Here is a 22,476-nt window from a genome sequence, read left to right as displayed (position 1 = left end):
ATGGAATTCAGCCCGTATCTAATCATTAGGAAGCTAGTAGTTAAAGGTATTGATTCAAATTACGAAGCAGAATTCAAGGAAGGCCTGAATATTATTTGGGGGGATATGGATTGTGGAAAATCCAGCATCCTAAATCTTATTGACTACTGCCTAGGCGGTAAAAATGCAAGCCTGCTCTATGAGGAATTGTCCGCCAAGGGACGGTCTGCACTCTTAGAAGTTGACTTGAATGGAGCTATTTGTACATTCGAAAGATCAATCTCTGATGAGCAAGGAGCCATCAGAGTTTTCATGTGCGAAATCAGCGAAGCATCTAATACATTTCCTATGTTGATGTCTGGTTCTCCCTCGCAAGCAATGCCTGATGGCTGGGTTTCCGACTTTATCTTAGACTCACTCGGAATTGCAAAGGTAAGCATTAAAGAATCACGAATTAGAGATGACGCGAACTCTGACCGCCTGAGCTTTCGTGACTTGATGAAATTACTTTATCTTAGGCAGACCAAGGTTGGTGCCGACAGCTTGTTAAACTTTGGAAACCCCGCACTATTCAACAAAAACATAGAGGTTCAAAAGTTTGTCTTCAATATTCATGACGACAAGCTAGCTGCTTTAACTCAAGACCTTGCAGCTGAGTCGAGCGAGCTAAATAAGTTTAGAAGCAACCAACTAGCAGTATCAAAATTTCTCGCAGATGTAAAAATCTCTATGCAAGGAATGTCAATTGATAAAAAACTCCAAATCGTAGAGTCTGATTTGGAGAGTCTATGTGAAAGTGGCGAATCGCTTAAAAACGACTATCAATTCGCTACTGACCTTGCGCTATCAATGGCGGGTGAAATTTCCTCTTTAAAAACCCAGCTAAGCGAGAAGAATAGAACCCTGGAAGATAACCTGCGTAAATACAAGTCTTTCTCCAGTCTAAAGTCAACATATCTTAGTGATCTTGAATGCCTCAAAATTTCAAAAATCACTCGAGAAAGCATCTCGATTGATTTATTAAAAGACCACAAACTTTCATGTCCTCTGTGCCGCAGTGAGGTTTCACTTTCTACCGAATATTTGAAAGATGATGTCATTGACGCAGAAATTAAATCTATAAAAAATCGGGCTTCTGGCGTGCAAGCAATGCTGGATGGAATATGGGATCAAAACCAAAAACTGGAGCAAGACGCGAATAAAATCACAGAGGTCCTTGGGGGAGTCTCGGTAAAGTTTGACACATTAAATATAGAAAACATTTCGGCCCTTCTCAAATCAATTGAGGCCGTCGAAAAACAAAAAGTTGAACTGCGCGTGATGATATCTGAATTCAAGAGAGATATCGCCATTAACAATAAATACGATGACTTAGCAAAAAAAATTGAAAACAAAGAGTCTGTCGTATCACGCCTAAAACTCAGTATCAAGATCGCTCAGGATGCCTTAGTCGGACTTGACGACATCGTAAAAACACTATCCGGAATATTCAGATTTTATATTCGGAATAGTGGACTGCAAAACGTAAGAGACGTTTATCTTGATCAGAAATTTATACCACACTTTCGAGACATGTCTTATTACAACCACTCGTCGGGTGGCGTTAGAACGATCACGTCGATACTAAGCTTTGCGGCAAGGCTAAAGTTCTTGCTCAAGCAGCCAGGAAATCTTCCAACATTTTTAATGGTGGATACTCCCGGTCAAAATATAGGTCGAAATGTTCGCGATGATGAGGACTCTGAGTTCTCGGACCCAGTAGTCTACGACAAAATATTTAAGCGATTCAGCTCTATCTGCAAATACGCAAAAAAATCCAATAGAAAATGTCAGATTATTGTGGTCGATAATGATCTACCAAAGTTTCTTACAGAAGGGAAAAATTTTCATCTAGTCAAACGATTCAGTAAGCATAGCGAAAAGTTTGAGAAAGGATTAATAAACGATTACTGATTTTGCTACGTTTGAATAGCTATCAAAACCTAGATAGCTATTCCTTCCCATCAAAGGTTAATGATGGGAAGACTACATTTTCAAAATCGAAATTGAGATTTTAGCCCTCCCTTTCTTACTTCAAACAAGTATGTCGCGTAAAAAAACAGTAGTAACTGCCTCATCCCTCGAGATATCAGGACGAAGCTTTTGAGGTTGCAGGAAAGAGGGCTGCACGCTACCCTCCCACCGTCGCTGCCAATTCAGCGACCGGGTGTGAGAGCCCGAAACAATCAAGGCGCAAAGCGCCCCAAAACCAATCGCGGCGTTTTTTTTCGTCTGCGATATGGCTTTATGGCGGCTGTGCGTGGGAGACCTTCGGGTCTACCGGTTGCCTTGATTGCCGGTTTCTCACCCCGCGCACGGCTGTCACCCAAGCCCGTGAGAAGGCTCGTGGCAGCTCCTCAAATCAAGGACGTTGACCATGACTAGAATAAATCCGTACAAAATTTGGCTTTCCCCTCTACGCAATTCCCAATCGCGTAACGCTTCACCCCTCCCCCATCGCCTCTCCGCTACTGGAGGTGCCCAATGACCAACCAACCCGAACTCAAAACCATCGGCCTAACCCCCGCCATCTACTGCGGCGATCAACCACTCTTCCACGTCACCCGCGACGTCCCCCTCGGCGATGCGTTATCTATGGCTTCCGATTTCCTGTTCCTGGCCAAAACGCTCACCGAAGATGCTGCCTACGCCAAAGACACCGATCGCCACGCCTGGGCTGCGCATTATTTGACGTCGATGAGTAAGGCGTTGGTGGATGATGCGGTGAAGGTGCTGACGCGGGATCGGGATTCTTTGTCGGGGTCCAAGCGGGCGGGGGCGAAGGCTTAAGGGTTGTAGCCGTCAGTCGATAAGGTAGGAAGTCTGTGGGGGCGGGTTGCTTGCGATGGTGGCAGTCGTTCGGTGGTGATGTTGGCTGGTTTGGCGCTATCGCCAGCAAGCTGGCTCCTACAGGGGGTTGGGGTTGTTTGTGGGGTGATGTTGGCCCTGATTTTTTTGAACCAAGGAGTGGAGTGAATGATGTTGTTCGACTGGCTGGCTATTAACGGTACATTCTTTGGGATGTGGGTTTGGGTGGTGCGCTGTCGTGGCACACTGAATGTGTGGTTGGCGAATCTGGCGGGGGTTGTGAGCGGCCTTATTGTCGCGATAGTGGTGGAGCTATTGACCCAAGCTGCCCGCGGGACTCCGTCGCCGGAAGAGCCATTTATGTTGTATTCGATTATGGCTGGGCTAGGCACGTTGGTTGGGACGTGGATGTGGCTTATTGCGAGGCTTGAGCAGCCCGAGAATCTGTTTCTGCGCCATTTGTTTGCCGGGACGGTGAGTGTTTTTGTTGGCGCGGTTGTGCTTGGGCAGGCTTGGTCGTATTTGGTTTCTGGGTGAGTGGCTTTGGGGTTGGTGGTGGCTGGTTTGGCGCTATCGCCGGCAAGCCGGCTCCTACAGGGGGTGGGCGTTAGCCCCGGGGTTTTCGGGGCTTTTGGGGGCTCGGGTTAGAGGAGGTGTTGGGAGATCAGTTTGGAGATTTCTACCATCGATGTTCTGCCGGTGAATTCGAATTTCACTTTTCCCAGCGACGAGAAGTAGATCTCCAGTTCCGAGTCCAGGTCGAACGTGCCGGAGGTTTCTACCGAGTAGGCGACGATGTTTTTGTAGGGCAGTGAGGTGAAGTCTTTTTTGCTGCCGGTGATGCCCTGGACGTTGACGGCGATGATGCGTTTGTTGGTGAAGACGACGCCGTCGCGCATGGATTTGTACGAGTCGATGACGTGCTCGCCTTCCAGCAGCAGTGCACTGACCCGTTCTGCGTATTCTTCGTTTTGCTTGAGTTTGAAGAAGCCTTTGTTGTTGAAGTCGATCATCTGCCCATCCTCCGTTCGAAGAAAAATCCTGCGGATTACTTCACCACTTTCACGACTCGAATGTTGACGGGGAATCCATCCTGTCCGGGCAGTTTCTTCCATCCCACATACTGAAAAATCGCTTCTTCATCAATGTACTCGCCCCACTCCGCGACTTTGCCGCCCAACACTGCGACGTTCCGGTTAATGGCGCAGGTGCCATCGTCAGGACCGACGGTGTAGATCACATAAGGTTTGACGTATTTCGCGGCGCGGAAATGTTCGCCGCAACCAGAATCGACTCTGATCATCAAGGTCTTCAGATTTGCTTCACCATCCAGCTCGGCGTGCTGGTCGAGTTCCCCGATTTCGCCGACGTCGGTGAAGCCCAGAGAGCGAGCGCGCTTGTATGCCGGGGAGGCCAGGTGTTTGATCTGGGCTTGCGCGAGATACTCGTCCACGTCTTTGCTGAGTTCAATTTCGCCCTTGTGCGCGATCTCTTCCGCTATGGGAACGCCGCTCTCACAACGAGCGTATTCGGGGGAGCCAAGGCTTGACGGGGATAGGTAGTAGCGATGGAACTCAAGGGTACTCAGATGCATCTTGATAGCGGGATTAGCTTCTTTGGGTGTCTGGCGCCCGGCCTGCACCTCGGCCACCACCTGCAGAAATTTCTGGCAATCGGAGAGGTAGCCGTCCCAGGCGTATGTCGGGGTTTCACTCGACAGGCCGGCGAGCGCCGGGGTCATCACGACGGCGAAAGTGATTGCGCAGAACAGGCGCGAGACTCGAGTGACAGTGGCCATGTGTAGTCCGTTACAAAGTTGATGAAAGTGGCGCAACGCTACTGTTTTGCCGCCTTGCCGTCCACTGGCAGCAAAGGGGACAGACTCTATTTACTGCTAGCCCCTGTTTATTGAATTGAATCCCGAGTGCCAGGTGCATCTGACGCCTTCGGCTGCCTCTCGTCTAGACTTAATGGGTGGTCGTAGACAGAACCGAGCACGTCGCTTTGGTGCGGATTAATAAAGGGCCGCGTGGCAATCTGACTTTTATGCCCTTATTGAGGTGCGGCGAAGACCGTGCCGGGCACAACAAGATGCCCATTCAGGGTGCCCTGGCCACCGGCCTGAAATTGCCACGATACCGTGACGTGGTGTGAGTGCCGCAGCCGACACTTTCGGACGAACGACGACCTTCTGGTTTGTCCGTGACCGTGAGGATTGCTGAATGCCTGATGAGAGTTTGCACCTGCCTTTGGTCAACAGCCTGCTGGAGCGCCACAAAGGCTCCCCCGGCGCTCTGTTGCCCATTCTTCATGATATTCAGGAACGCATCGGTTACATCCCCGATGTGGCCGTCCCCGAGATTGCTCATGCCCTCAACCTGAGTCAGGCCGAGGTTCGCGGGGTGATCAGTTTTTACCATGACTTCCGTACCTCGCCACCGGCCCGCCATATTCTGCGTCTGTGCCGCGCCGAGTCCTGCAAGAGCCGTGGCGCCGAGGAGCTGGCCGCGCAGTTGCGCGACCGCCTGCAACTGGACGATCACGGCAGCAGCGCCGACGGCAACATCAGTTTGCGCCCCGTTTATTGCCTCGGCGCCTGCGCCTGTTCGCCGGCTCTTGAGCTGGATGGCCGGGTGCATGCGCGGCTCAGTGCTGAGCGTCTCGATGCCTTGCTCGACGCTTGCCGGGAGGACGCGTGATGCCGACTCTTTATTTGCCCTGTGATTCCCTTGCCCGTGCTGTGGGAGCCGATGAAGTCTCCACAGCGCTGATCACTCAGGCCAAGGAACGTAATCTGCCGCTGGAGCTGCAGCGCACCAGTTCGCGCGGTTTGTATTGGCTGGAACCGCTGCTGGAAGTGGACAGCCCGCAAGGCCGGATCGGCTTCGGTCCGCTGACCGCAGACGATGTGCCGTCCGTGCTCGATGCGCTGCAAAAAGACGCCAGCCATCCTCTGGCCCTGGGTCTGGTGGAAGAGCTGCCTTATCTCAAATCTCAACAACGCCTGCTGTTCGCCCGCGCCGGTATTACCCGGCCACTGTCGCTTGACGATTACCGGGCCCACGGCGGTTTCGAAGGCTTAACAAGGGCCGTCGCCATTGGCGGCGAAGAGACCGCAACCGCAGTGTTCGATTCAGGCCTGCGTGGCCGTGGCGGCGCGGCCTTCCCCGCCGGGATCAAATGGCGCACGGTACGCGGCACTCAGGCGGCGCAGAAATACATTGTGTGCAACGCCGACGAAGGCGATTCCGGCACCTTCGCCGACCGCATGTTGATGGAAGGCGACCCCTTCCTGCTGATCGAAGGCATGGCCATTGCCGGCATTACCGTCGGCGCCACCTTCGGCTACATCTATGTCCGTTCGGAATATCCGGATGCCGTGGCCACTCTGCGTGCAGCGTTGAACATTGCTCGTGAAGCGGGTTACCTCGGCGCCAATGTCGGCGGCAGCGGTCTGGCCTTCGATATGGAAGTGCGCGTCGGTGCCGGCGCTTATATCTGCGGTGAAGAAACGGCGCTGCTGGATTCGCTGGAAGGCAAGCGCGGGATCGTCCGCGCCAAGCCGCCGATCCCTGCTCTACAAGGACTGTTCGGCCTGCCGACGCTGGTACACAACGTGCTGACGTTGGCCTCGGTGCCGCTGATTCTGGCGAAAGGTGCGCAGTTTTATCGCGACTATGGGATTGGCCGTTCAATGGGCACGATGCCTTTCCAACTCGCGGGCAATATTCGTCACGGCGGTCTGGTTGAACGGGCCTTTGGCCTGACCCTGCGGGAACTGGTGGAAGACTACGGCGGCGGGACTGCCAGTGGCCGGCCGCTGAAAGCCGCACAGGTTGGCGGCCCGCTCGGCACCTGGGTACCGCCGTCGCAATTCGATACACCGCTGGATTACGAGGCCTTCGCCGGCATCGGCGCGATGGTCGGTCACGGCGGTGTGGTCGTGGCTGACGACACCTTGGACATGGCGCAAATGGCCCGTTTCGCCATGCAGTTCTGCGCCGAAGAATCCTGTGGCAAATGCACGCCTTGCCGCATCGGCTCGACCCGGGGCGTTGAGGTTATCGACCGGATGCTGGCCGCGCCGGACCAGAGCGAACGCGATGCGCAGGTGATCATCCTCAAGGACCTGTGCGACACGATGCAATACGGTTCGCTGTGCGCCTTGGGCGGCATGGCCCCCTTCCCGGTCACCAGCGCCCTCAAGTATTTCCCCGCCGACTTCGGTCTGCAGCCTTCGGAGGCCGAGCAATGATTACTCTCTTCGACCCGAAAACCGATATCGACCTTGGCACTCCCGCTCGCGAAAGCCAGGTGCAAGTCACCCTGAACATCGACGGTCGCAGCATCAGCGTGCCCGAAGGCACCTCGGTGATGCGCGCCGCTGCGCTGATGGGCACCACCATTCCCAAACTGTGTGCCACCGACAGCCTGGAAGCCTTCGGCTCCTGCCGCATGTGCCTGGTGGAGATCGACGGCATGCGCGGTTATCCCGCGTCCTGCACCACGCCGGTCACTGAAGGCATGACCGTGCATACGCAGACGCCGAAGCTCGCAACGCTGCGCCGCAACGTCATGGAGCTGTACATCTCCGATCACCCGCTGGACTGCCTGACCTGCTCGGCCAACGGCAACTGCGAGCTGCAAACCGTGGCCGGTCAGGTCGGCCTGCGGGAAGTGCGTTACGGTTATGAAGGCGAGAACCATCTGGAGGATGTGAAAGACACCTCCAACCCTTATTTCGACTACGACCCGAGCAAGTGCATCGTCTGCAACCGCTGCGTGCGCGCCTGCGAAGAAACCCAAGGGACCTTTGCCCTGACCATCACCGGGCGTGGTTTTGAATCCCGCGTAGCCGCTGCTGGCGGTGATAACTTCCTCGATTCGGAATGCGTGTCTTGCGGCGCCTGTGTGCAGGCCTGCCCTACCGCGACGCTGATGGAAAAAAGCGTGGTCGAATTGGGCCAGCCGGAACGCAGCGTGATCACCACCTGCGCCTACTGCGGTGTGGGCTGCTCGTTCCGCGCCGAGATGAAAGGCGACCAACTGGTGCGCATGGTTCCGGACAAAAACGGTCAGGCCAACCACGGCCACTCTTGCGTCAAAGGGCGCTTTGCCTGGGGTTATGCGACCCACCCGGATCGCATCACCAAACCGATGATTCGCAAGAACATCAGCGACCCATGGCAGGAAGTCAGCTGGGATGAAGCGGTGTCCTATGCCGCCAGCGAATTTCGTCGGTTGCAGCAGAAATATGGCCGCGATTCCATTGGTGGCATCACCTCCAGCCGTTGCACCAACGAAGAAACCTATCTGGTGCAAAAACTGGTGCGCGCCGCGTTCGGCAACAACAACGTCGACACCTGTGCGCGGGTTTGCCACTCGCCGACCGGTTATGGCTTGAAACAAACCTTGGGCGAGTCCGCCGGCACCCAGAGTTTCGACTCGGTGATGCAGGCTGACGTGATCCTGGTGATGGGCGCCAACCCCAGCGATGCGCACCCTGTGTTCGCTTCGCAACTCAAACGCCGTCTGCGTGAAGGTGCGCGGTTGATCGTTATCGATCCGCGTCGCATCGATCTGGTGGACTCGGTACACGCCCGCGCCGAATATCACTTGGCCCTGCGCCCCGGCACCAACGTCGCCATGCTCAACGCGTTGGCCCACACGATCATCACCGAAGGCTTGCAAGACCAGCCCTTCATCGACGCTCGTTGCGAGGGCAATGACTTCGCCCGCTGGAGCGAATTCGTCAGCCGTGCGGAGAATTCGCCGGAAGCCCTTGCCCCTGTCTGCGGCGTCGACGCTGCCGACATCCGCGCCGCCGCTCGCCTGTATGCAACCGGCGGCAACGCCGCGATCTATTACGGCCTGGGCGTCACCGAGCACAGCCAGGGCAGCACCGCCGTCATGGGCATCGCCAACCTGGCCATGGCCACCGGCAACATCGGCCGCGAAGGCGTGGGCGTGAACCCGTTGCGTGGGCAGAACAACGTTCAAGGTTCCTGCGACATGGGTTCCTTCCCCCACGAGTTGCCCGGCTACCGGCACATTTCCAACGAAACGGTCCGTACGCAGTTCGAACAGGCGTGGAACGTCACCCTGCAACCCGATCCGGGGCTGCGGATTCCGAATATGTTCGAGTCTGCGCTGGCCGGCAGCTTCAAGGGCCTGTATTGCCAGGGCGAAGACATTGCCCAGAGCGATCCGAACACCCAGCACGTCACCGCGGCCTTGTCGGCCATGGAATGCGTGGTGGTGCAGGACATCTTCCTCAACGAAACCGCCAAGTTCGCCCATGTGTTCTTGCCGGGCGCTTCGTTCCTGGAAAAAGACGGCACCTTCACCAACGCCGAGCGCCGTATCTCGCGGGTGCGCAAGGTCATGGACCCGTTGGGCGGCAAGGCCGACTGGGAAGGCACCGTGGCGCTGGCCAACGCCTTGGGCTACCCGATGAACTACAAACACCCATCGGAAATCATGGATGAAATCGCCAGCCTGACGCCGACGTTCACCAATGTCAGCTACGCCGAACTGGACCGCCACGGCAGCCTGCAATGGCCGTGCAACGCCGCCGCACCGGACGGCACGCCGACCATGCACATCGATCAATTCGTGCGCGGCAAAGGGCGGTTCATGCTCACCGGTTATGTGCCTACCGAGGAGAAGGTCAACAACCGCTATCCGCTGCTGCTGACCACCGGGCGCATCCTCAGCCAGTACAACGTCGGCGCTCAAACCCGGCGTACCGAGAACGTCGCGTGGCACGACGAAGACCGTCTGGAAATCCACCCGACCGACGCCGAAAGCCGTGGCATCAATGAAGGCGATTGGGTCGGCATCGGCAGCCGCGCCGGGCAGACCGTGCTGCGTGCGCGGGTGACCGAACGAGTCGCGCCGGGCGTGGTGTACACCACGTTCCACTTCCCTGAATCGGGGGCCAACGTGATCACCACCGACAACTCCGACTGGGCCACCAACTGTCCGGAGTACAAGGTCACCGCCGTGGAAGTCAGCCGCGTGTACCACCCGTCCGAGTGGCAAAAACGCTTCCAGGAGTTCACTGACGAACAGCACCGTTTGCTCAAGGAACGCCGTCAGGCCCGTGGTGATAAAGCGGAGGTGCGCCGATGAGCACTGCCAATCTGATCAAGATGGTCAACCAGATCGCCCAGTACTTCGCCACCGAACCGGACCGGAAACAGGCCGTGCTCGGTGTGCGTAATCATCTACAGATGTACTGGACGCCGGGCATGCGCAAGGAGTTGCTGGCCTGGCAGACAGAGCATCAGGGGGCGGATTTGCATCCGTTGGCGCAAGAGGCGGTCAGCGGGGCGGGTTGGGAGGCCTGAAACCCTGTGGGAGCGAGCCTGCTCGCGATGGTCGTCAACGATAACGCGGGCTGTCTGGATGCCCGCGTTGTATGGACTTGCATCGCGAGCAGGCTCGCTCCTACAGGGGTTGTGTGTGGTGTTCCGCCTTATTTATCGCCATCGGTCACCCGCACCGCGATCTCGATCGCCCGCACGCTGATCGCCGCAAAGATCGCCGTGAGCAGCACGCCGTTGAACCCGAGCAATATTGCCAATATCCGCGAAACCGGCAACTTCGGCACCAGCTCGCCATAGCCAATGGTCAAGCCGGTCACGAAGCCGAAATAGATGCCATCGAAAGGATCCCAACCTTCCAGGTAGCTGATGATCAGGCCGCACGTGACGATGACGATCAGCATGGTGGAAAGGATGGGCCAGACAACTCGAAGGTAATAGCCGACAGCTTTGTAGAACTCTCGGCGGATGTTCGACGTATTTGCAGGCTTCATGTCGTGGGTTTCCTGAGGGCGGCAGGCGGATTGACACTCATCAGCTTGGCACAAGTATTGGAAATCGATGCCGCGTCCCAGGATGTAAGGGCTACTCGATCTGAATCGGCCCCTTGGTCCCGGCATCGCTGTCGGTCCAGTAATCCTCATTCTGCAACCGCCGATCGCCCTGAATCGTGAAGGTGAGTTTGCCCTGGTGAAACTGCAGCGTGCCATCGGTGCGCTTGGCGTTTACCCGCTTGCCGTTGACCCAGACTTGCTCCTTGGCATCGATACGAATCGTGGCAACGGTCGCGCCGGCATCGCTCTTGGCGACCCATTGCCCGGCGTAAGGCGTCTGGGTATTTGTGCTGTCCGCCGCGGGGTTGGTGAATCCGGCCTTGGCGTTTTCCGCTTTGCTCTTGTGGATATCGCAGCCCTGAGTCTCGCTGACCTGGGTGCAACCGGATTGCTCAAGTTGTTTGCGGTACTTGTCGTTGATGGCATAGGCCGGGAGTTGCACCAACATCATGGCGGCCAGTGCCGGCAAGATGATCCGTTTCATAAGTCCTCTCCTCTGATCAGCGCCTTCCCCAGCGCCCGCGAACTGCATGGATCATTCACTGTAGTCCGAATCCTGTCCCCGGATGCACCGGCAAAACCACTAACGCTTCCAACCCGCCCTTCGACCGATTGCGCAGCTTCAGCTCGCCGCCGTGCTCCAACACAATCGCCCGTGCAGCCGATAACCCCAACCCTACCCCGCCCGTGCTTTTATTCCGCGAGCCTTCCAGACGAAAGAACGGCACAAACACTTGTTCAAGACTGGTCTGCGGAATTCCCGGGCCACGGTCCAGCACGTTGATCCGCACTTCCCCCGCATCAGGCATCAGCTCAATCGCGGGCTCGCTACCGTACTTGATCGCGTTATCCAGCAGATTGGTCATCACCCGCTTAAGCCCCAACGGCCGCCCGAAATACACCAGCCGTTGCGGCCCGCTGAAGGCGATCTCGACACCCTGATCCCGGTAATCATCCCGCAAGGTTTGCAGCAGTTCCGCCAGATCAAACTGGGTCGCCGGTTCAAGCCGCGCGTCATCCCGAAAGAACTCCAGCGCCGAATTGATCATCGCCTGCATTTCATCCACGTCACGAAACAGCCGCTGCTGTTGCTCGGCATCCTCGATGAATTCGCCGCGCAAACGCATGCGCGTCAACGGTGCGCGCAGGTCGTGGGAGATGGCCGCGAGCATTTGCGTGCGGTCGCGGATGAAGTGTTGCAACTGGGCCTGCATGGCGTTGAAGGCGAGGATCGCCTGGCGGATTTCCTGCGGGCCGAGGGGTTCGATGGGCGGAGCACGGAAATCGATGCCGAAGCGTCGGGCACCTTCGGCGAAGCGTTGCAAGGGTGTGGCGAGGCGACGGGTGGCGATCAGTGCGACCAGCGCGGTGGAGATCAGCACCAGCAGGATGACGATCAGGTAACGCGGCGTTTCGTCGAGGCCCCAACTGCGTGAGGGCGCGGAAAACATCAGCCAGGACGAGTCGGGCAGCTCGATCAGCAACGCGTAATGCGCGTCCGCCGAGGGTTCCGTCCAGTCAGCCGGCTCGTAGGTCTGGATTCGACCTGCGAATTTAAGCAACGGCTGCAAGAGGGTCGAGCCAATTTCGGAATCCAGATCCTCCACCGTCGGCAGGTTGAGCTCACGTCGATCAAGGTGCCAACTGACGGTAAAGCCTTCATCACTGACAGCTTGTGCCAACTGGCTGCGCAGGGGCACCGGGGCAGCCTTGATGACGCGGGTGATGGCGGCCATTTTTTCCAGCAGCCCGGTTTCAGTCAGCGGCGGCCGCGCCCAGACGCCGGCGAGTTGAATGAACAGCCCGTTGAGCGCCAGCGAAATGAGCATGGCGAGGATGATGGTCAAGGCGATCCAGCGCGCCACCGTGTCCCGGCGAATCCGCTTCAGCCAGTTCATCGCCGCGTCACACTTGGAGTGAACAGGTAACCGCCGTTGCGCACGGTGCGAATCATCGCCGGGCGCTTGGTGTCGGATTCGAGTTTGCGTCGCAAGCGGCTGACTTGCACGTCGATGCTGCGGTCGAACGCGTCGTGACAATGCCCGCGCGCCAGGTCCAGCAATTGCTCGCGGGTGAGGATGCGTTGCGGGTGTTCGACGAAGACCAGCAGCAAATCGAACTCACCGGCCGACAGCGGGATCATCACGTTGTCCGGCGAGCGCAGTTCCCGGCGGGTGACGTCGAGGTGCCAGTCGGCGAAGTCGATCAGCGGCCGTGGACGTTCCTGCGCCAGCGGTCGACGGTCCTCCACGCGGCGCAACACGGCACGCACTCGGGCCAGCAGTTCGCGGGCGTCGAAGGGTTTGGTCAGGTAATCGTCGGCGCCGAGTTCGAGGCCGACCACCCGATCACTGAGTTCGCCCATGGCGGTGAGCATGATCACCGGGATCGCGTGGCGGATGCGCAGTTGCTGGCACAGGATCAGCCCGCTGTCGCCGGGCAACATCACGTCGAGAATGATCAGGTCTGGCGCCTGGCGCTCGATGGCCGCCCACAGCGACGCGCCGTCGGTGGCGACCTCGACGCTGTAGCCGTGCTGGACGAAGAATTTTTTCAGCAGATCGAGGACTTCAAGGTCATCGTCGACAATTAAAAGGCTGTTCACCGAAGGTCACTTACGGGGCGAATGGAACCGTCATCTAAAACCATTCACGGCAGCGCGTCATATATTTCAATCCTGCAATAAAACGACAGCGGCGCAATAAACCGGACATCTTTGCGCAAGGCTCGGGGCCCAGCATCGCCGCCAATTCCTCCCGAGACTCGCGTCCATGTTGCCTTTCAAATGTGCTCCCTGGCTGGCCCGCAACACCTCGATTGCCGTGCTGGCCGCCGGGTTGGCGGGCTGCAGCAGCCAGCCGTCGTCCAGCGCCGAAGTGAGCTGCGCCGACATCGCCTATTCGGTGTACGACCCGGCGGAACCGCTCAATCGCGGGGTCTTCGCGTTTAACCGGGTGGTGGATGACTACGCCCTGGCGCCGGTCGCTCGCGGCTATCGCCACACGCCGGACTTTTTCCAGACGGGTGTGCATAACTTCGTGGCGAACTTCGGCGAGCCCGAGGTGTTTATCAACGACCTGCTGCAAGGCAACCCGATGCGTTCGGTCAATACGCTGGGGCGGTTCGCGCTGAATACCACGGTGGGCGTGGTGGGGTTGATCGACGTCTCCGGCATGGCCGGCATTCCCCGTCATAAAGCCGACTTCGGCCAGACCTTCGGCGTGTGGGGCATCGGCGACGGGCCGATCGTCGAACTGCCGTTGCTCGGCACGTCCAACAGCCGTGATGCGGCCGGGCGTGTGCTGAGTTTCGTGGTCGATCCGTTCGGCGATAACAGCGATACCGTGGACACACTCTCAACAATCAACACCGTCGGCGATATCGTCGATGACCGAGCCGAAGTCTTGCCGCTGACCGACAGCCTGCAAAAACTGCCGGACTATTACAGCGCGTTGCGCAACGTGGTCGCCGAGCATCGCGCAGCTTTCGTGATCGAGGGCAAACAAGGCTCGCCGAAGAACACTCAACCACAATGCACAGGAGCACCGGCCGATGGTTTCTGAAGGCCTGATTCTTCAACACCGCGTGACCCGCGACGATGAGGCGAATCTGCACTGCCGGGAAATCACCCTGCGCCTGTCCGCAGACTGTCGCCAACTGGTGCTCACCCGCTACACCGAACACTATGGCCCGGCGCTGGTGCGCTGGATCGAGCGCAGTCACACGGTGTCGGTGAGCGAGCTGTTTCGCTGGCTGGTCGCCAACGGTGAGGCGGATGTCAGTGAGCAGCGATCACTTCCTCCAACACCTGCGCTACGCACTGCACCGCCGCGTCCTCATCGCGGCGTTTATGCCAGGCCAGATGCACCGCAAATCCCTCAACCTCAATCGGCGGCTGCACGGCGTGCAGCGTCTTGGCCATCGGCATCGACAGGCACTGGCTGGGCAACATCGCAATCAGGTCCGAGCCCAGCAGCAGATCCGGAACCATGACGAAGCTCGGCACGACGATCCCGACCCGTCGCGCCAGCCCCCTACCTTTCAACAACTCGTCGAGCGGGCCCCAGGTTGCGCCCCGGCCAGACACCAGCACGTGTGGATAACTCAGCCAACGCTCGAGATTGAAGTCTGCAATTGCAGGATGCCCGGCGCGCATCGCCACCACGAAATGCTCGTGCAACAGCAGGCGGCGGGTGTAGTCCGGTCCGAGGGGCGGGAAGACCGACATGGCCAGATCGCTTTGGCCGCGACTCAAACTCTCCTGAGCCGCTTCGCCGCCCTGCCAGGGTTGAATCACCAGGTCGATGCCCGGTGCCAACTCGGCCAGTCGCTGGTGCAACTGTTGCGCGACGATGATCGCCGGGAAGTCGGCCATGACGATGCGCACGGTTTGGCGCAGGGTGCTCAGGTCGGCACTGGCAGCGCCGACCAGGGTGCTGACCGAGCCCAGAATCTGCTTCAACGGACCGCGCAAGGCCTGCGCCTTGGGGGTCAGTTGCATGCCGCACGGCACGCGTTCGAGCAGGCGATCCTGGAACAGATGCCGACAACGCTCCAGCGCATTGGAGGCCGCCGGTTGCGACAGGCCGACACGCTCGGCGGCGCGGGAGACGTGGGCTTCGTCGAGCAACGCATCGAGCACGGTCAACAGATTGAGGTCCACCGAACGTAGATTCATTGAATCAATACCTAATTAGACAAACCATCCATTGGAGCAATTTATAGCACGCTGGCACGCTGTGGCTCCCTTCACTTGAACCGGGTAATCCCATGAACGACACCACGCTGATTATGAGTTTTCACCCGGATCTGGGACGTTCACACGCCAACCGCGCCTTGCTCGATGCCGTGAAGGATCTGCCGGGCGTCTCCATCGTCGATCTGTATGGGCTTTACCCGACCGATGAAGTCGACACCGCCGTGGAGGTGCAGCGCTTGTTGTCGGCAAAACGGCTGGTGCTGCAGTTTCCGGTGCAGTGGTACTCGACGCCGGCGCTGCTGAAAAACTGGCAGGACCGCGTGCTGACGCAGATGTACTACATCGCATATGAAGCGCAGGGCTCCAGGCTTGAAGGGTTGCCGATCATGATTGTGGCGACGGCGGGCAATACGCCCGAGGCCTACAGTGAAACCGGCGTTAACCTGTTTCCCCTTGAGCAATTGCTGCAACCGTTGCGCGCGACTGCGCATCGCTGCCAATGGGCGTGGAGCGAGCCGTTTCTGGTGTATCGGGCCAACAAGCTGCCGGGGTCGGAGTTGAATGTCATCGCCACTGAATACCGGGCCAGGATTGAGCAGTTTCAACACAACCCATGACACTCTTCAGCTCAAAGCCATTGATTTGATATCGTGCACGCCATCGTCTCTCCCGCCCCATGAACAAGGAAGAATCAATGGTACCCCTCGGCATTTTGGTGTTCCTCGCTGCATCAGCGGGGGTATGGCATTGGATCGTGAGGAATCGTGGCAGCGTCAATCTGTGGCTGGCCAACCTGGCAGGTGCCCTGGCCAGTTTCCTCGTGGGTGTGGTCGTGCTGATCTTTATGGCCCCCGAACAGGCTGGAACACGGGGCCCGGCGTATTTTCTTTATTCGTTGATGGCGTTCATCGGGGTGTTCATCGGGACGTGGCTCTTCGTCATCGCCCGATTCAAGGAAGGCGAACATCCGGTCGGCCGTCATTTTATCGCCGGGGCCTGCAGTGTGGTGGCGGCATTTTTCACGCTGTTGCTGTGGGTAACGACCTTCCCCCCCAAGTAAACGTTACCCCAGGCAATTGATGAAGTTCAGGCAGAGGTCTGCGTTATCATCGCCGGCCTGTGCGCCAAGAGTCTTGAACCCGGATGTCCGAATCACTGCCACTGCCTGACCACTGCACCCCACTGCCACCGGTTCTGGTCGGGCCGCTGTTGCGGCGCCTGGAGCCTTCACGGCTGGTGCTGTGGCTCGTGGGCACGCGGGCGTTGTCGCTGACGTTGCGCCTGCAAGATGTTGGCGACATCCGCCTCGACGCCGGGCAATGCACGATCATTCCCGTCGGTACCCATGCCTTCATTCACTTGATCGATGTGCCGCTCGACAACGCCCTGCCCTGCGACACGCTGATCGAATACGACCTGTTGATTGATGACGCGATGACGGGCATCGCCGAATGGGCGCCGCATCTGTTGTATGGCGAAGCACGCTGCCCGAATTTTGTTTTGCGCTCGCGGATAGACCAACTGCTGCATGGCTCTTGCCGTAAACCTCATCACCCCGCCGCCGACGGCTTGCTCTGCGTCGATCATTTGTTGGCCTCGGAACATAAGGCCACTGAGCGCCCGGCGTTGCTGATGATGAGTGGCGATCAGGTGTACGCCGATGATGTCGCCGGGCCGATGCTGCGGGCCATTCATGCCTTGATCGCACGGCTGGGATTGTTCGGCGAACACCTCGAAGGCGCCGTGGTCAGCGACAGCGCCAAGCTCTATGAGCATGCGGCCAGCTACTACCACCGTGCGGATTTGTTACCGGCGCTGCAAAGCAATGAAACCCTGCGCGAGCGATTTTTCGGCGGGGCGCGCAAGCCGATTTTCACCAGCAGCAGTGCCGACAATCATCTGGTGACCTTCGCCGAGGTCATGGCCATGTACCTGCTGGTGTGGTCGCCGACACCCTGGACGCTGATCGCGCCCAAACCGCCGAAGTTGATTCCCGAACGGCGCGAGCGTTATGCGCTGGAGCAGACGCGCATCGATACCTTCAAGGCTGGCCTGGGCGGTGTCGCACGGGCCTTCGCGCATCTGCCGTGCCTGATGATCTTCGACGACCACGATATTACCGATGACTGGAATCTTTCCGCGCAATGGGAGGAAACGGCCTACGGCCACCCGTTCTCCAAGCGCATCATCGGCAACGCACTGATCGCTTACATGTTGTGCCAGGGCTGGGGCAACAACCCGGATGCGTTCGGCGCGGTGCTGGCGAAGACCGATGGTTTCAGCGCGACCGGGGAAGACGGCTACCTCGACAGCCCGGTGCAGGACGCCTTGATCGATGAGCTGCTGAAGTTTCAGCACTGGCATTACGTGCTGCCCACCAGCCCCGCGATGGTGGTGCTCGACACCCGCACCCGGCGCTGGCGCAGCGAGATGACACTCAAGCAACCCTCGGGTCTATTGGACTGGGAAGCCCTCTGCGAACTGCAACAGGAACTGCTGGATCACCCGTCGGCGATCATCGTTTCGCCCGCGCCGGTGTTCGGTGTGAAACTGATCGAAACCGTGCAACGGGTGTTCAGCTGGTTCGGTTATCCCCTTTTGGTGGACGCGGAAAACTGGATGGCCCATCGCGGCGCGGCGCAGGTGATCCTGAACATTTTCCGACACTCGCGTACACCGGGTAACTACGTGGTGCTGTCAGGCGATGTGCATTATTCCTTCGTCTACGAAGTGCTGATCCGACACCGCAAGGCGGGCCCGAGGATCTGGCAGATCACCAGCAGCGGTATCAAGAACGAATTTCCGCCGACGCTGCTGGAATGGTTCGACCGCCTCAACCGCTGGCTCTATTCGCCGCGCTCACCGCTGAACTGGCTGACCAAACGCCGGCGCATGCGCATCGTGCCGCATGTTCCGGAGCATGCCGAGGCGGGTGAGCGGTTGTGGAATTCGGCGGGGATCGGGCAGGTGTTCTTTAATGAAAAAGGACAGCCGCAGGCGATTTACCAGCACAATTCGGATGGCTCGCCGAAGACGCGGATGGTGGCGCCTGAGGCTGAAGACTGAAGGCGAGAGACCGAGTTGTCTGCATCGCGAGCAAGCTTGCTCCTACAGTAGATCGTGGTGATTTATGGATCTCATCCGAACCCTGATCATTGGCAATTCCGGCTCCGGCAAGAGCTGGCTGGCCGAGCGATTGGCCAGCCAACTGCAAATACCCTGGGTTGATCTGGACGCGATTCACTGGCTGTCCGACGAACACAGCATCGCCCGCCCCCGCGCCGAAGCCCTGGGCATGGCGCGGATCGCAGCAGATGAAGAGCGCTGGGTGATCGAAGGTGTCTACGGCTGGATCGTCAGCGAACTTATCCACAGGGCCACGGCGTTGATCTGGCTGTGTGTTGACGATGAGGAATGCGTCGCCAATGTTCGTCTGCGTGAAGCGAATCGGGATGAGCAGGACGAGAGGCTGATCGCCTTGCTCGACTGGGCCGGCAGTTATCGTGCTCGCGAAGGTTCCAGTGGGTTTGCCGTGCATCGGCAGCTGTTCGAAGGGTTCGCCGGTTCAAAACTGCGACTCTTGAACCGCGCGGACATCACCGACTTCGCTGATTCCCGGCCGTATAAGAGCGAACCGCACCTGTAGGAGCCAGGCTTGCCGGCGAAAGCGTCCTCAAGAGCGCCTTCGCCGGCAAGCCTGGCTCCTACAAAAAGCGGTCAGCATTAAAGTAGCTCAGGCCGTTTTCACCGCCCGACCAACCCCTCTGACAATCATCTCCACCTCGCGCTCATCAATCGTCAGCGGTGGCAGCAGGCGGATGGTCTTGCCCCGTGTCACGTTGATCAGCAAGGCGTGATCCCGGGCGGCGATCAGGGTCAGGTCGCGAATCGGTTGCTTGAGTTCGATGCCGATCATCAGGCCCTGGCCGCGAATCGCCAGCACGTTCGGGTCATCGGCCAACTCGGTGCGCAATCTGGCGAGCAGGCGTTCGCCCTGTATTTTGGCGTTTGCCAGCAGGCCCTGTTCTTCGATGATGTCCAGCACGGTGCAACCCACGCGGCAGGCCAGTGGATTACCGCCGAACGTGCTGCCGTGGCTGCCGGGGGTGAAGAGGTCGGCGGCTTTGCCCCGGGCCAGGCAGGCGCCGATGGGGACACCGTTACCGAGGCCTTTGGCCAACGTCATGACATCCGGAACGATGCCTTCGTGCTGGAACGCAAACCACTGGCCGGTGCGACCGATGCCGGTCTGGATTTCATCGAGCATCATCAGCCAGCCACGCCGATTGCACAGGTCGCGCACGGCCTTGAGGTAACCGGGCGGGGCCAGTTGCACGCCGCTTTCACCCTGGATCGGCTCCATCAGGATTGCCACGATTCTTGCGCCGTGGGCCTGCTGGACCTTGTCCAGCGCCTTGAGGTCGCCGAACGGCACTTTGACGAAATCACCCGGCAGTTCATTGAACCCCAGCCGCACGGCCGGGCCATCGCTGGCGGACAGCGTGCCGAGCGTCCGGCCATGGAACGCGTTTTCCATGACGACCACCAAGGGTTGTTCGATGCCTCTGTGCCAGCCATGCAGCCGCGCCAGTTTTAGCGCGGTCTCGTTGGCTTCGGCACCGGAGTTATTGAAGAACGCCCGCTCCATGTCCGCCAAGCGCGTCAGTTTCTGCGCCAGCCGCTGTTGCCAGTCGATGCTGTAGAGGTTGGAGGTGTGCAGCAGCAGGCCGGCCTGTTCGCTGATCGCCGAGACAATTTTAGGATGAGAGTGCCCAACGTTGGTCACCGCCACGCCCGCCACCGCGTCCAGGTATTCACGACCGGCCTGATCCCACAGGCGCGTGCCCAGGCCTTTACTGAAACTCAGTGCCAGCGGTTGGTAAGTACTCATCAGGCAGGCGGCGGTCATGACATCAAGCTCCATCAATGGTCGGTGTTTTTGCAGTATGGTTAGCCACCTGAGCTGGATAAACGCTGCAATACTTCAATCATTTTAAAGTCGGGCTTGATAATGGATTTGTTCCAGGCAATGACCGTGTACGTAAGAGTGGTGGAATCCGGCAGCATGACCGCCGCCGCTTTTCAGTGCGAAATGTCCACCACCATGGTGGGCAATCACCTGCGGGCACTAGAGCAGCGTCTGGGTGTGCGCTTGCTCAACCGTACGACCCGGCGCCAACGGCTGACGGAATTTGGCACCGCGTACTATCAACGCTGCCTGGAAGTGCTGGGACTGGTGGCCGAATCCGAACGCCTGGCCGAGCAGGCCCTCGACGAGCCGAGCGGCACCCTGCGCATTACCGCACCGCTGACCTTCGGCACGGAAAAACTGGCACCGGCGCTTAGCGAATTCGCCCTGCTGTGCCCACGCGTCAAACTGGATGTGGTCCTCACCAACCGCCGCCCGGACCTGCTTGAAAACGGCATCGACGTAGCGTTTCGCCTGGGCAACATGGAACAGACCAACCTGATCGCCCGTCCACTCGTGGACTACACCCTGACCATGTGCGCATCGCCGATCTACCTGGCGCGTCGCGGCAACCCGGAAAAACCTGATGACCTGCGACACCACGACTGCCTGTCCTTCGCCTACCCGGCCGGTGATGACTGGCAATCGGTGGAAAAGGAATGGCGTCTGAGCGGGGCCGAAGGCGAAGTAGCGGTGGCGGTCAGTGGACCGATGCTGATCAACAGCTCCGCCGGTTTGCATCAGGCGGCACGCACCGGCATGGGCATCGTGCTGTTACCCGACGCCTTGGTAGAACAAGACCTCAAGGACGGAACACTGGTGGCCTTGATGCCCAATTACCCGCCGCCGAGCCGGCCAATGAGCCTGATGTACGCTCAGGATCGCTACCGCTTGCCGAAATTACGCCGTTTCGTCGACTTCGCCATAGCGATGTGGGGCAAGCACTAGGCGGTTGAATGCACCATCGACTAATCTCCTCGACTGGCGGGTCGCTTTGGTCAGGGAGAGCAGTGATGGATGGGGCCTCGGATATTGAAGCGTTGAAGTTCAATCTGTCGGATTTGAACGAAGACATGCTGCACACCATCCTGGAACTGGTCAGTGATGGCATCTGGGACTGGAACGCCAATACCGGGTTCGTTTACCGCAACCCCGGCTGGTACAAAATGCTCGGATACCCACCTCATTCCCTCGACAACACGGTGTTTACCTGGGAATCGGTGATGCATCCCGAGGATTACCCACGGGTCATGGCCCTGTTTGACGCCTACCTGAGCCAACAGGCTCCCGGTTATCAGGCCGAGTATCGCTGCCGCATGCAGGATGGTAGCTATACCTGGGTCGAAGACCGCGGCTACGTGCTCGCCCGCAACGCCGACGGTTCGGTGGCGCGCATGGTCGGTGCGCACCGCAGCATCGAAGACAAGAAGCGCTTGTTCGAAGAGCTTGAACGAAAGAACAAATCCCTCGAAGCCATCGTCGAAGAACGCACCCGCGAGTTATCCCGGGTCAACCAGCAACTGCAGATTCAGCTCGAAGAAAACCGCAAACTGGCGGAAACCGACGCACTGACCACAATCGCCAATCGCCATCGCCTGAGCAAGGACCTGCCTCAGGCATGTGATCGCGCCCAACGCTTCCGCCAGCCGCTGTCGCTGATTGCCATGGACATCGACGACTTCAAGAACATCAACGATCACTACGGCCATGCCTTGGGGGATGCCGCGTTGGTGCAGGTAGTCCAGAGCGTGAAACATTGCGTACGCGACGGCGATTTGCTGGCGCGCTGGGGCGGTGACGAGTTCATCATCATTCTTCCCGATACCCCGTTGGCCGACGCCAGAAGCCTCGCGGAGACAATCCGCCATAACGTCGCCAGTTTGCTGCCAGTGGGAGACTTTCAAGTAACCATGAGTTTTGGCGTCGTACAACGCTTTGAAGAAGAACAACAGACCGGGCTGCTGGCCAGGGCTGATCAAGCGTTGTATCGGTCGAAAGTGGCGGGCAAGAATGTGATTTCAGGGTGAAGGTATTGGTTAATCCATGATCACCTCAAGATGTAGTGACAACCTCAGCAAGTCAAAAAATGGAGCAATAGCA

22 protein-coding genes are annotated in these 22,476 nt (G+C 58.5%); 14 read left to right on the top strand and 8 right to left on the bottom strand.

What is annotated here, in order from left to right; all coding sequences use genetic code 11:
- The 3 genes from KGA82_RS14215 to KGA82_RS14205 all read left to right on the top strand — a co-directional run bounded on the left by KGA82_RS14215 (position 1) and on the right by KGA82_RS14205 (position 3,363).
- Positions 1-1,932, top strand: a complete 1,932-nt coding sequence (locus KGA82_RS14215; RefSeq protein WP_223450854.1) for a hypothetical protein — start codon at positions 1-3, stop codon at positions 1,930-1,932.
- A gap of 570 nt (positions 1,933-2,502) precedes the next feature.
- Complete coding sequence (locus tag KGA82_RS14210; protein ID WP_008036612.1) at positions 2,503-2,808, top strand: DUF3077 domain-containing protein; 306 nt, start codon at positions 2,503-2,505, stop codon at positions 2,806-2,808.
- A 186-nt stretch (positions 2,809-2,994) separates the two neighbouring features.
- Complete coding sequence (locus tag KGA82_RS14205) at positions 2,995-3,363, top strand: hypothetical protein (RefSeq protein ID WP_223414554.1); 369 nt, start codon at positions 2,995-2,997, stop codon at positions 3,361-3,363.
- 107 nt (positions 3,364-3,470) lie between these two features.
- Here the strand turns inward: KGA82_RS14205 and KGA82_RS14200 are convergent, their stop codons facing one another.
- Together KGA82_RS14200 and KGA82_RS14195 are read right to left on the bottom strand one after the other, a co-directional pair.
- The gene (locus KGA82_RS14200) at positions 3,471-3,839 is read right to left on the bottom strand and encodes a PH domain-containing protein (protein WP_008025469.1); all 369 of its coding nucleotides are present in this window, start codon (positions 3,837-3,839) and stop codon (positions 3,471-3,473) included.
- A gap of 35 nt (positions 3,840-3,874) precedes the next feature.
- On the bottom strand, positions 3,875-4,624 hold the full coding sequence (locus tag KGA82_RS14195) for a hypothetical protein (RefSeq protein ID WP_207285699.1): 750 nt from the start codon (positions 4,622-4,624) through the stop codon (positions 3,875-3,877).
- 424 nt (positions 4,625-5,048) lie between these two features.
- Here KGA82_RS14195 and KGA82_RS14190 point away from each other — a divergent pair, with 424 nt between their 5' ends.
- The 4 genes from KGA82_RS14190 to KGA82_RS14175 are packed head-to-tail and all read left to right on the top strand — an operon-like array spanning position 5,049 to position 10,178.
- The gene (locus KGA82_RS14190) at positions 5,049-5,525 is read left to right on the top strand and encodes a formate dehydrogenase subunit gamma (RefSeq protein ID WP_008025466.1); all 477 of its coding nucleotides are present in this window, start codon (positions 5,049-5,051) and stop codon (positions 5,523-5,525) included.
- Positions 5,525-7,081, top strand: a complete 1,557-nt coding sequence (locus tag KGA82_RS14185; protein ID WP_223450853.1) for a formate dehydrogenase beta subunit — start codon at positions 5,525-5,527, stop codon at positions 7,079-7,081. The genes KGA82_RS14190 and KGA82_RS14185 overlap by 1 nt, the downstream gene beginning before the upstream one ends.
- Entirely contained in the window at positions 7,078-9,960 is a 2,883-nt protein-coding gene (gene fdhF, locus KGA82_RS14180; protein ID WP_223450851.1) for a formate dehydrogenase subunit alpha, read from the top strand. The genes KGA82_RS14185 and fdhF overlap by 4 nt, the downstream gene beginning before the upstream one ends.
- Positions 9,957-10,178 carry a formate dehydrogenase subunit delta gene (locus tag KGA82_RS14175; protein ID WP_008025460.1) on the top strand — a complete coding sequence of 74 codons (222 nt, stop codon included), beginning with the start codon at positions 9,957-9,959 and terminating at the stop codon, positions 10,176-10,178. The genes fdhF and KGA82_RS14175 overlap by 4 nt, the downstream gene beginning before the upstream one ends.
- A 128-nt stretch (positions 10,179-10,306) precedes the next feature.
- Here KGA82_RS14175 and KGA82_RS14170 read toward each other — a convergent pair whose 3' ends face one another.
- The 4 genes from KGA82_RS14170 to KGA82_RS14155 form a co-directional block, all read right to left on the bottom strand.
- Positions 10,307-10,648 (bottom strand): potassium channel family protein, encoded by a 342-nt coding sequence (locus tag KGA82_RS14170; protein WP_008025459.1) that lies wholly within the window; start codon positions 10,646-10,648, stop codon positions 10,307-10,309.
- 91 nt (positions 10,649-10,739) lie between these two features.
- On the bottom strand, positions 10,740-11,192 hold the full coding sequence (locus tag KGA82_RS14165; RefSeq protein ID WP_192227809.1) for a hypothetical protein: 453 nt from the start codon (positions 11,190-11,192) through the stop codon (positions 10,740-10,742).
- A 55-nt stretch (positions 11,193-11,247) separates the two neighbouring features.
- Positions 11,248-12,606, bottom strand: coding sequence for an ATP-binding protein (locus KGA82_RS14160; RefSeq protein WP_223450844.1), 1,359 nt, complete (start codon positions 12,604-12,606; stop codon positions 11,248-11,250).
- Positions 12,603-13,313 carry a response regulator gene (locus KGA82_RS14155; RefSeq protein WP_008025454.1) on the bottom strand — a complete coding sequence of 237 codons (711 nt, stop codon included), beginning with the start codon at positions 13,311-13,313 and terminating at the stop codon, positions 12,603-12,605. The genes KGA82_RS14160 and KGA82_RS14155 overlap by 4 nt, the downstream gene beginning before the upstream one ends.
- 166 nt (positions 13,314-13,479) lie before the next feature.
- On the opposite strand from KGA82_RS14155, the gene KGA82_RS14150 reads away from it, so the two are divergent.
- Complete coding sequence (locus KGA82_RS14150; protein ID WP_223450842.1) at positions 13,480-14,271, top strand: VacJ family lipoprotein; 792 nt, start codon at positions 13,480-13,482, stop codon at positions 14,269-14,271.
- 215 nt (positions 14,272-14,486) lie between these two features.
- Here the strand turns inward: KGA82_RS14150 and KGA82_RS14140 are convergent, their stop codons facing one another.
- Positions 14,487-15,386 (bottom strand): LysR family transcriptional regulator, encoded by a 900-nt coding sequence (locus tag KGA82_RS14140; protein ID WP_223450840.1) that lies wholly within the window; start codon positions 15,384-15,386, stop codon positions 14,487-14,489.
- A gap of 92 nt (positions 15,387-15,478) precedes the next feature.
- Between KGA82_RS14140 and KGA82_RS14135 the strand changes: the two genes are divergently transcribed.
- The 4 genes from KGA82_RS14135 (at position 15,479) to KGA82_RS14120 (ending at position 19,053) form a co-directional block, all read left to right on the top strand.
- Complete coding sequence (locus KGA82_RS14135) at positions 15,479-16,024, top strand: NAD(P)H-dependent oxidoreductase (RefSeq protein ID WP_223450838.1); 546 nt, start codon at positions 15,479-15,481, stop codon at positions 16,022-16,024.
- Between the two features lie 59 nt (positions 16,025-16,083).
- Positions 16,084-16,467 carry a hypothetical protein gene (locus KGA82_RS14130; RefSeq protein WP_223450834.1) on the top strand — a complete coding sequence of 128 codons (384 nt, stop codon included), beginning with the start codon at positions 16,084-16,086 and terminating at the stop codon, positions 16,465-16,467.
- An 83-nt stretch (positions 16,468-16,550) separates the two neighbouring features.
- Complete coding sequence (locus KGA82_RS14125; protein ID WP_223450833.1) at positions 16,551-18,473, top strand: alkaline phosphatase D family protein; 1,923 nt, start codon at positions 16,551-16,553, stop codon at positions 18,471-18,473.
- Between the two features lie 64 nt (positions 18,474-18,537).
- A complete protein-coding gene (locus KGA82_RS14120; RefSeq protein WP_223450832.1) occupies positions 18,538-19,053 on the top strand; it encodes an adenylate kinase in 516 nt (171 codons plus the stop codon).
- 87 nt (positions 19,054-19,140) lie between these two features.
- Here the strand turns inward: KGA82_RS14120 and KGA82_RS14115 are convergent, their stop codons facing one another.
- Positions 19,141-20,316, bottom strand: a complete 1,176-nt coding sequence (locus KGA82_RS14115; RefSeq protein WP_223450831.1) for an aspartate aminotransferase family protein — start codon at positions 20,314-20,316, stop codon at positions 19,141-19,143.
- A gap of 102 nt (positions 20,317-20,418) precedes the next feature.
- On the opposite strand from KGA82_RS14115, the gene KGA82_RS14110 reads away from it, so the two are divergent.
- Positions 20,419-21,324, top strand: a complete 906-nt coding sequence (locus KGA82_RS14110) for a LysR family transcriptional regulator (protein WP_223450830.1) — start codon at positions 20,419-20,421, stop codon at positions 21,322-21,324.
- Positions 21,325-21,389: 65 nt separating this feature from the next.
- The gene (locus tag KGA82_RS14105) at positions 21,390-22,403 is read left to right on the top strand and encodes a sensor domain-containing diguanylate cyclase (protein ID WP_223450829.1); all 1,014 of its coding nucleotides are present in this window, start codon (positions 21,390-21,392) and stop codon (positions 22,401-22,403) included.
- The last annotated feature ends 73 nt before the right edge of the window (positions 22,404-22,476 follow it).

Source organism: Pseudomonas sp. BF-RE-22, from assembly GCF_019956155.1.
In the GTDB taxonomy this organism is placed as follows: domain Bacteria; phylum Pseudomonadota; class Gammaproteobacteria; order Pseudomonadales; family Pseudomonadaceae; genus Aquipseudomonas; species Aquipseudomonas migulae.
Note: the sequence above shows the minus strand (reverse complement) of the source record. Positions and strands in the feature narration are given on the sequence as shown.

Bases quoted from the DNA above. Each gene is read 5' to 3' on its own strand.
- KGA82_RS14215 (WP_223450854.1), top strand. From the start codon at position 1: ATGGAATTCAGCCCGTATCTAATCATTAGGAAGCTAGTAGTTAAAGGT.
- KGA82_RS14210 (WP_008036612.1), top strand. From the start codon at position 2,503: ATGACCAACCAACCCGAACTCAAAACCATCGGCCTAACCCCCGCCATC.
- KGA82_RS14205 (WP_223414554.1), top strand. From the start codon at position 2,995: ATGATGTTGTTCGACTGGCTGGCTATTAACGGTACATTCTTTGGGATG.
- KGA82_RS14200 (WP_008025469.1), bottom strand. From the start codon at position 3,839: ATGATCGACTTCAACAACAAAGGCTTCTTCAAACTCAAGCAAAACGAA.
- KGA82_RS14195 (WP_207285699.1), bottom strand. From the start codon at position 4,624: ATGGCCACTGTCACTCGAGTCTCGCGCCTGTTCTGCGCAATCACTTTC.
- KGA82_RS14190 (WP_008025466.1), top strand. From the start codon at position 5,049: ATGCCTGATGAGAGTTTGCACCTGCCTTTGGTCAACAGCCTGCTGGAG.
- KGA82_RS14185 (WP_223450853.1), top strand. From the start codon at position 5,525: ATGCCGACTCTTTATTTGCCCTGTGATTCCCTTGCCCGTGCTGTGGGA.
- fdhF (WP_223450851.1), top strand. From the start codon at position 7,078: ATGATTACTCTCTTCGACCCGAAAACCGATATCGACCTTGGCACTCCC.
- KGA82_RS14175 (WP_008025460.1), top strand. From the start codon at position 9,957: ATGAGCACTGCCAATCTGATCAAGATGGTCAACCAGATCGCCCAGTAC.
- KGA82_RS14170 (WP_008025459.1), bottom strand. From the start codon at position 10,648: ATGAAGCCTGCAAATACGTCGAACATCCGCCGAGAGTTCTACAAAGCT.
- KGA82_RS14165 (WP_192227809.1), bottom strand. From the start codon at position 11,192: ATGAAACGGATCATCTTGCCGGCACTGGCCGCCATGATGTTGGTGCAA.
- KGA82_RS14160 (WP_223450844.1), bottom strand. From the start codon at position 12,606: ATGAACTGGCTGAAGCGGATTCGCCGGGACACGGTGGCGCGCTGGATC.
- KGA82_RS14150 (WP_223450842.1), top strand. From the start codon at position 13,480: ATGTTGCCTTTCAAATGTGCTCCCTGGCTGGCCCGCAACACCTCGATT.
- KGA82_RS14140 (WP_223450840.1), bottom strand. From the start codon at position 15,386: ATGAATCTACGTTCGGTGGACCTCAATCTGTTGACCGTGCTCGATGCG.
- KGA82_RS14135 (WP_223450838.1), top strand. From the start codon at position 15,479: ATGAACGACACCACGCTGATTATGAGTTTTCACCCGGATCTGGGACGT.
- KGA82_RS14130 (WP_223450834.1), top strand. From the start codon at position 16,084: ATGAACAAGGAAGAATCAATGGTACCCCTCGGCATTTTGGTGTTCCTC.
- KGA82_RS14125 (WP_223450833.1), top strand. From the start codon at position 16,551: ATGTCCGAATCACTGCCACTGCCTGACCACTGCACCCCACTGCCACCG.
- KGA82_RS14120 (WP_223450832.1), top strand. From the start codon at position 18,538: ATGGATCTCATCCGAACCCTGATCATTGGCAATTCCGGCTCCGGCAAG.
- KGA82_RS14115 (WP_223450831.1), bottom strand. From the start codon at position 20,316: ATGACCGCCGCCTGCCTGATGAGTACTTACCAACCGCTGGCACTGAGT.
- KGA82_RS14110 (WP_223450830.1), top strand. From the start codon at position 20,419: ATGGATTTGTTCCAGGCAATGACCGTGTACGTAAGAGTGGTGGAATCC.
- KGA82_RS14105 (WP_223450829.1), top strand. From the start codon at position 21,390: ATGGATGGGGCCTCGGATATTGAAGCGTTGAAGTTCAATCTGTCGGAT.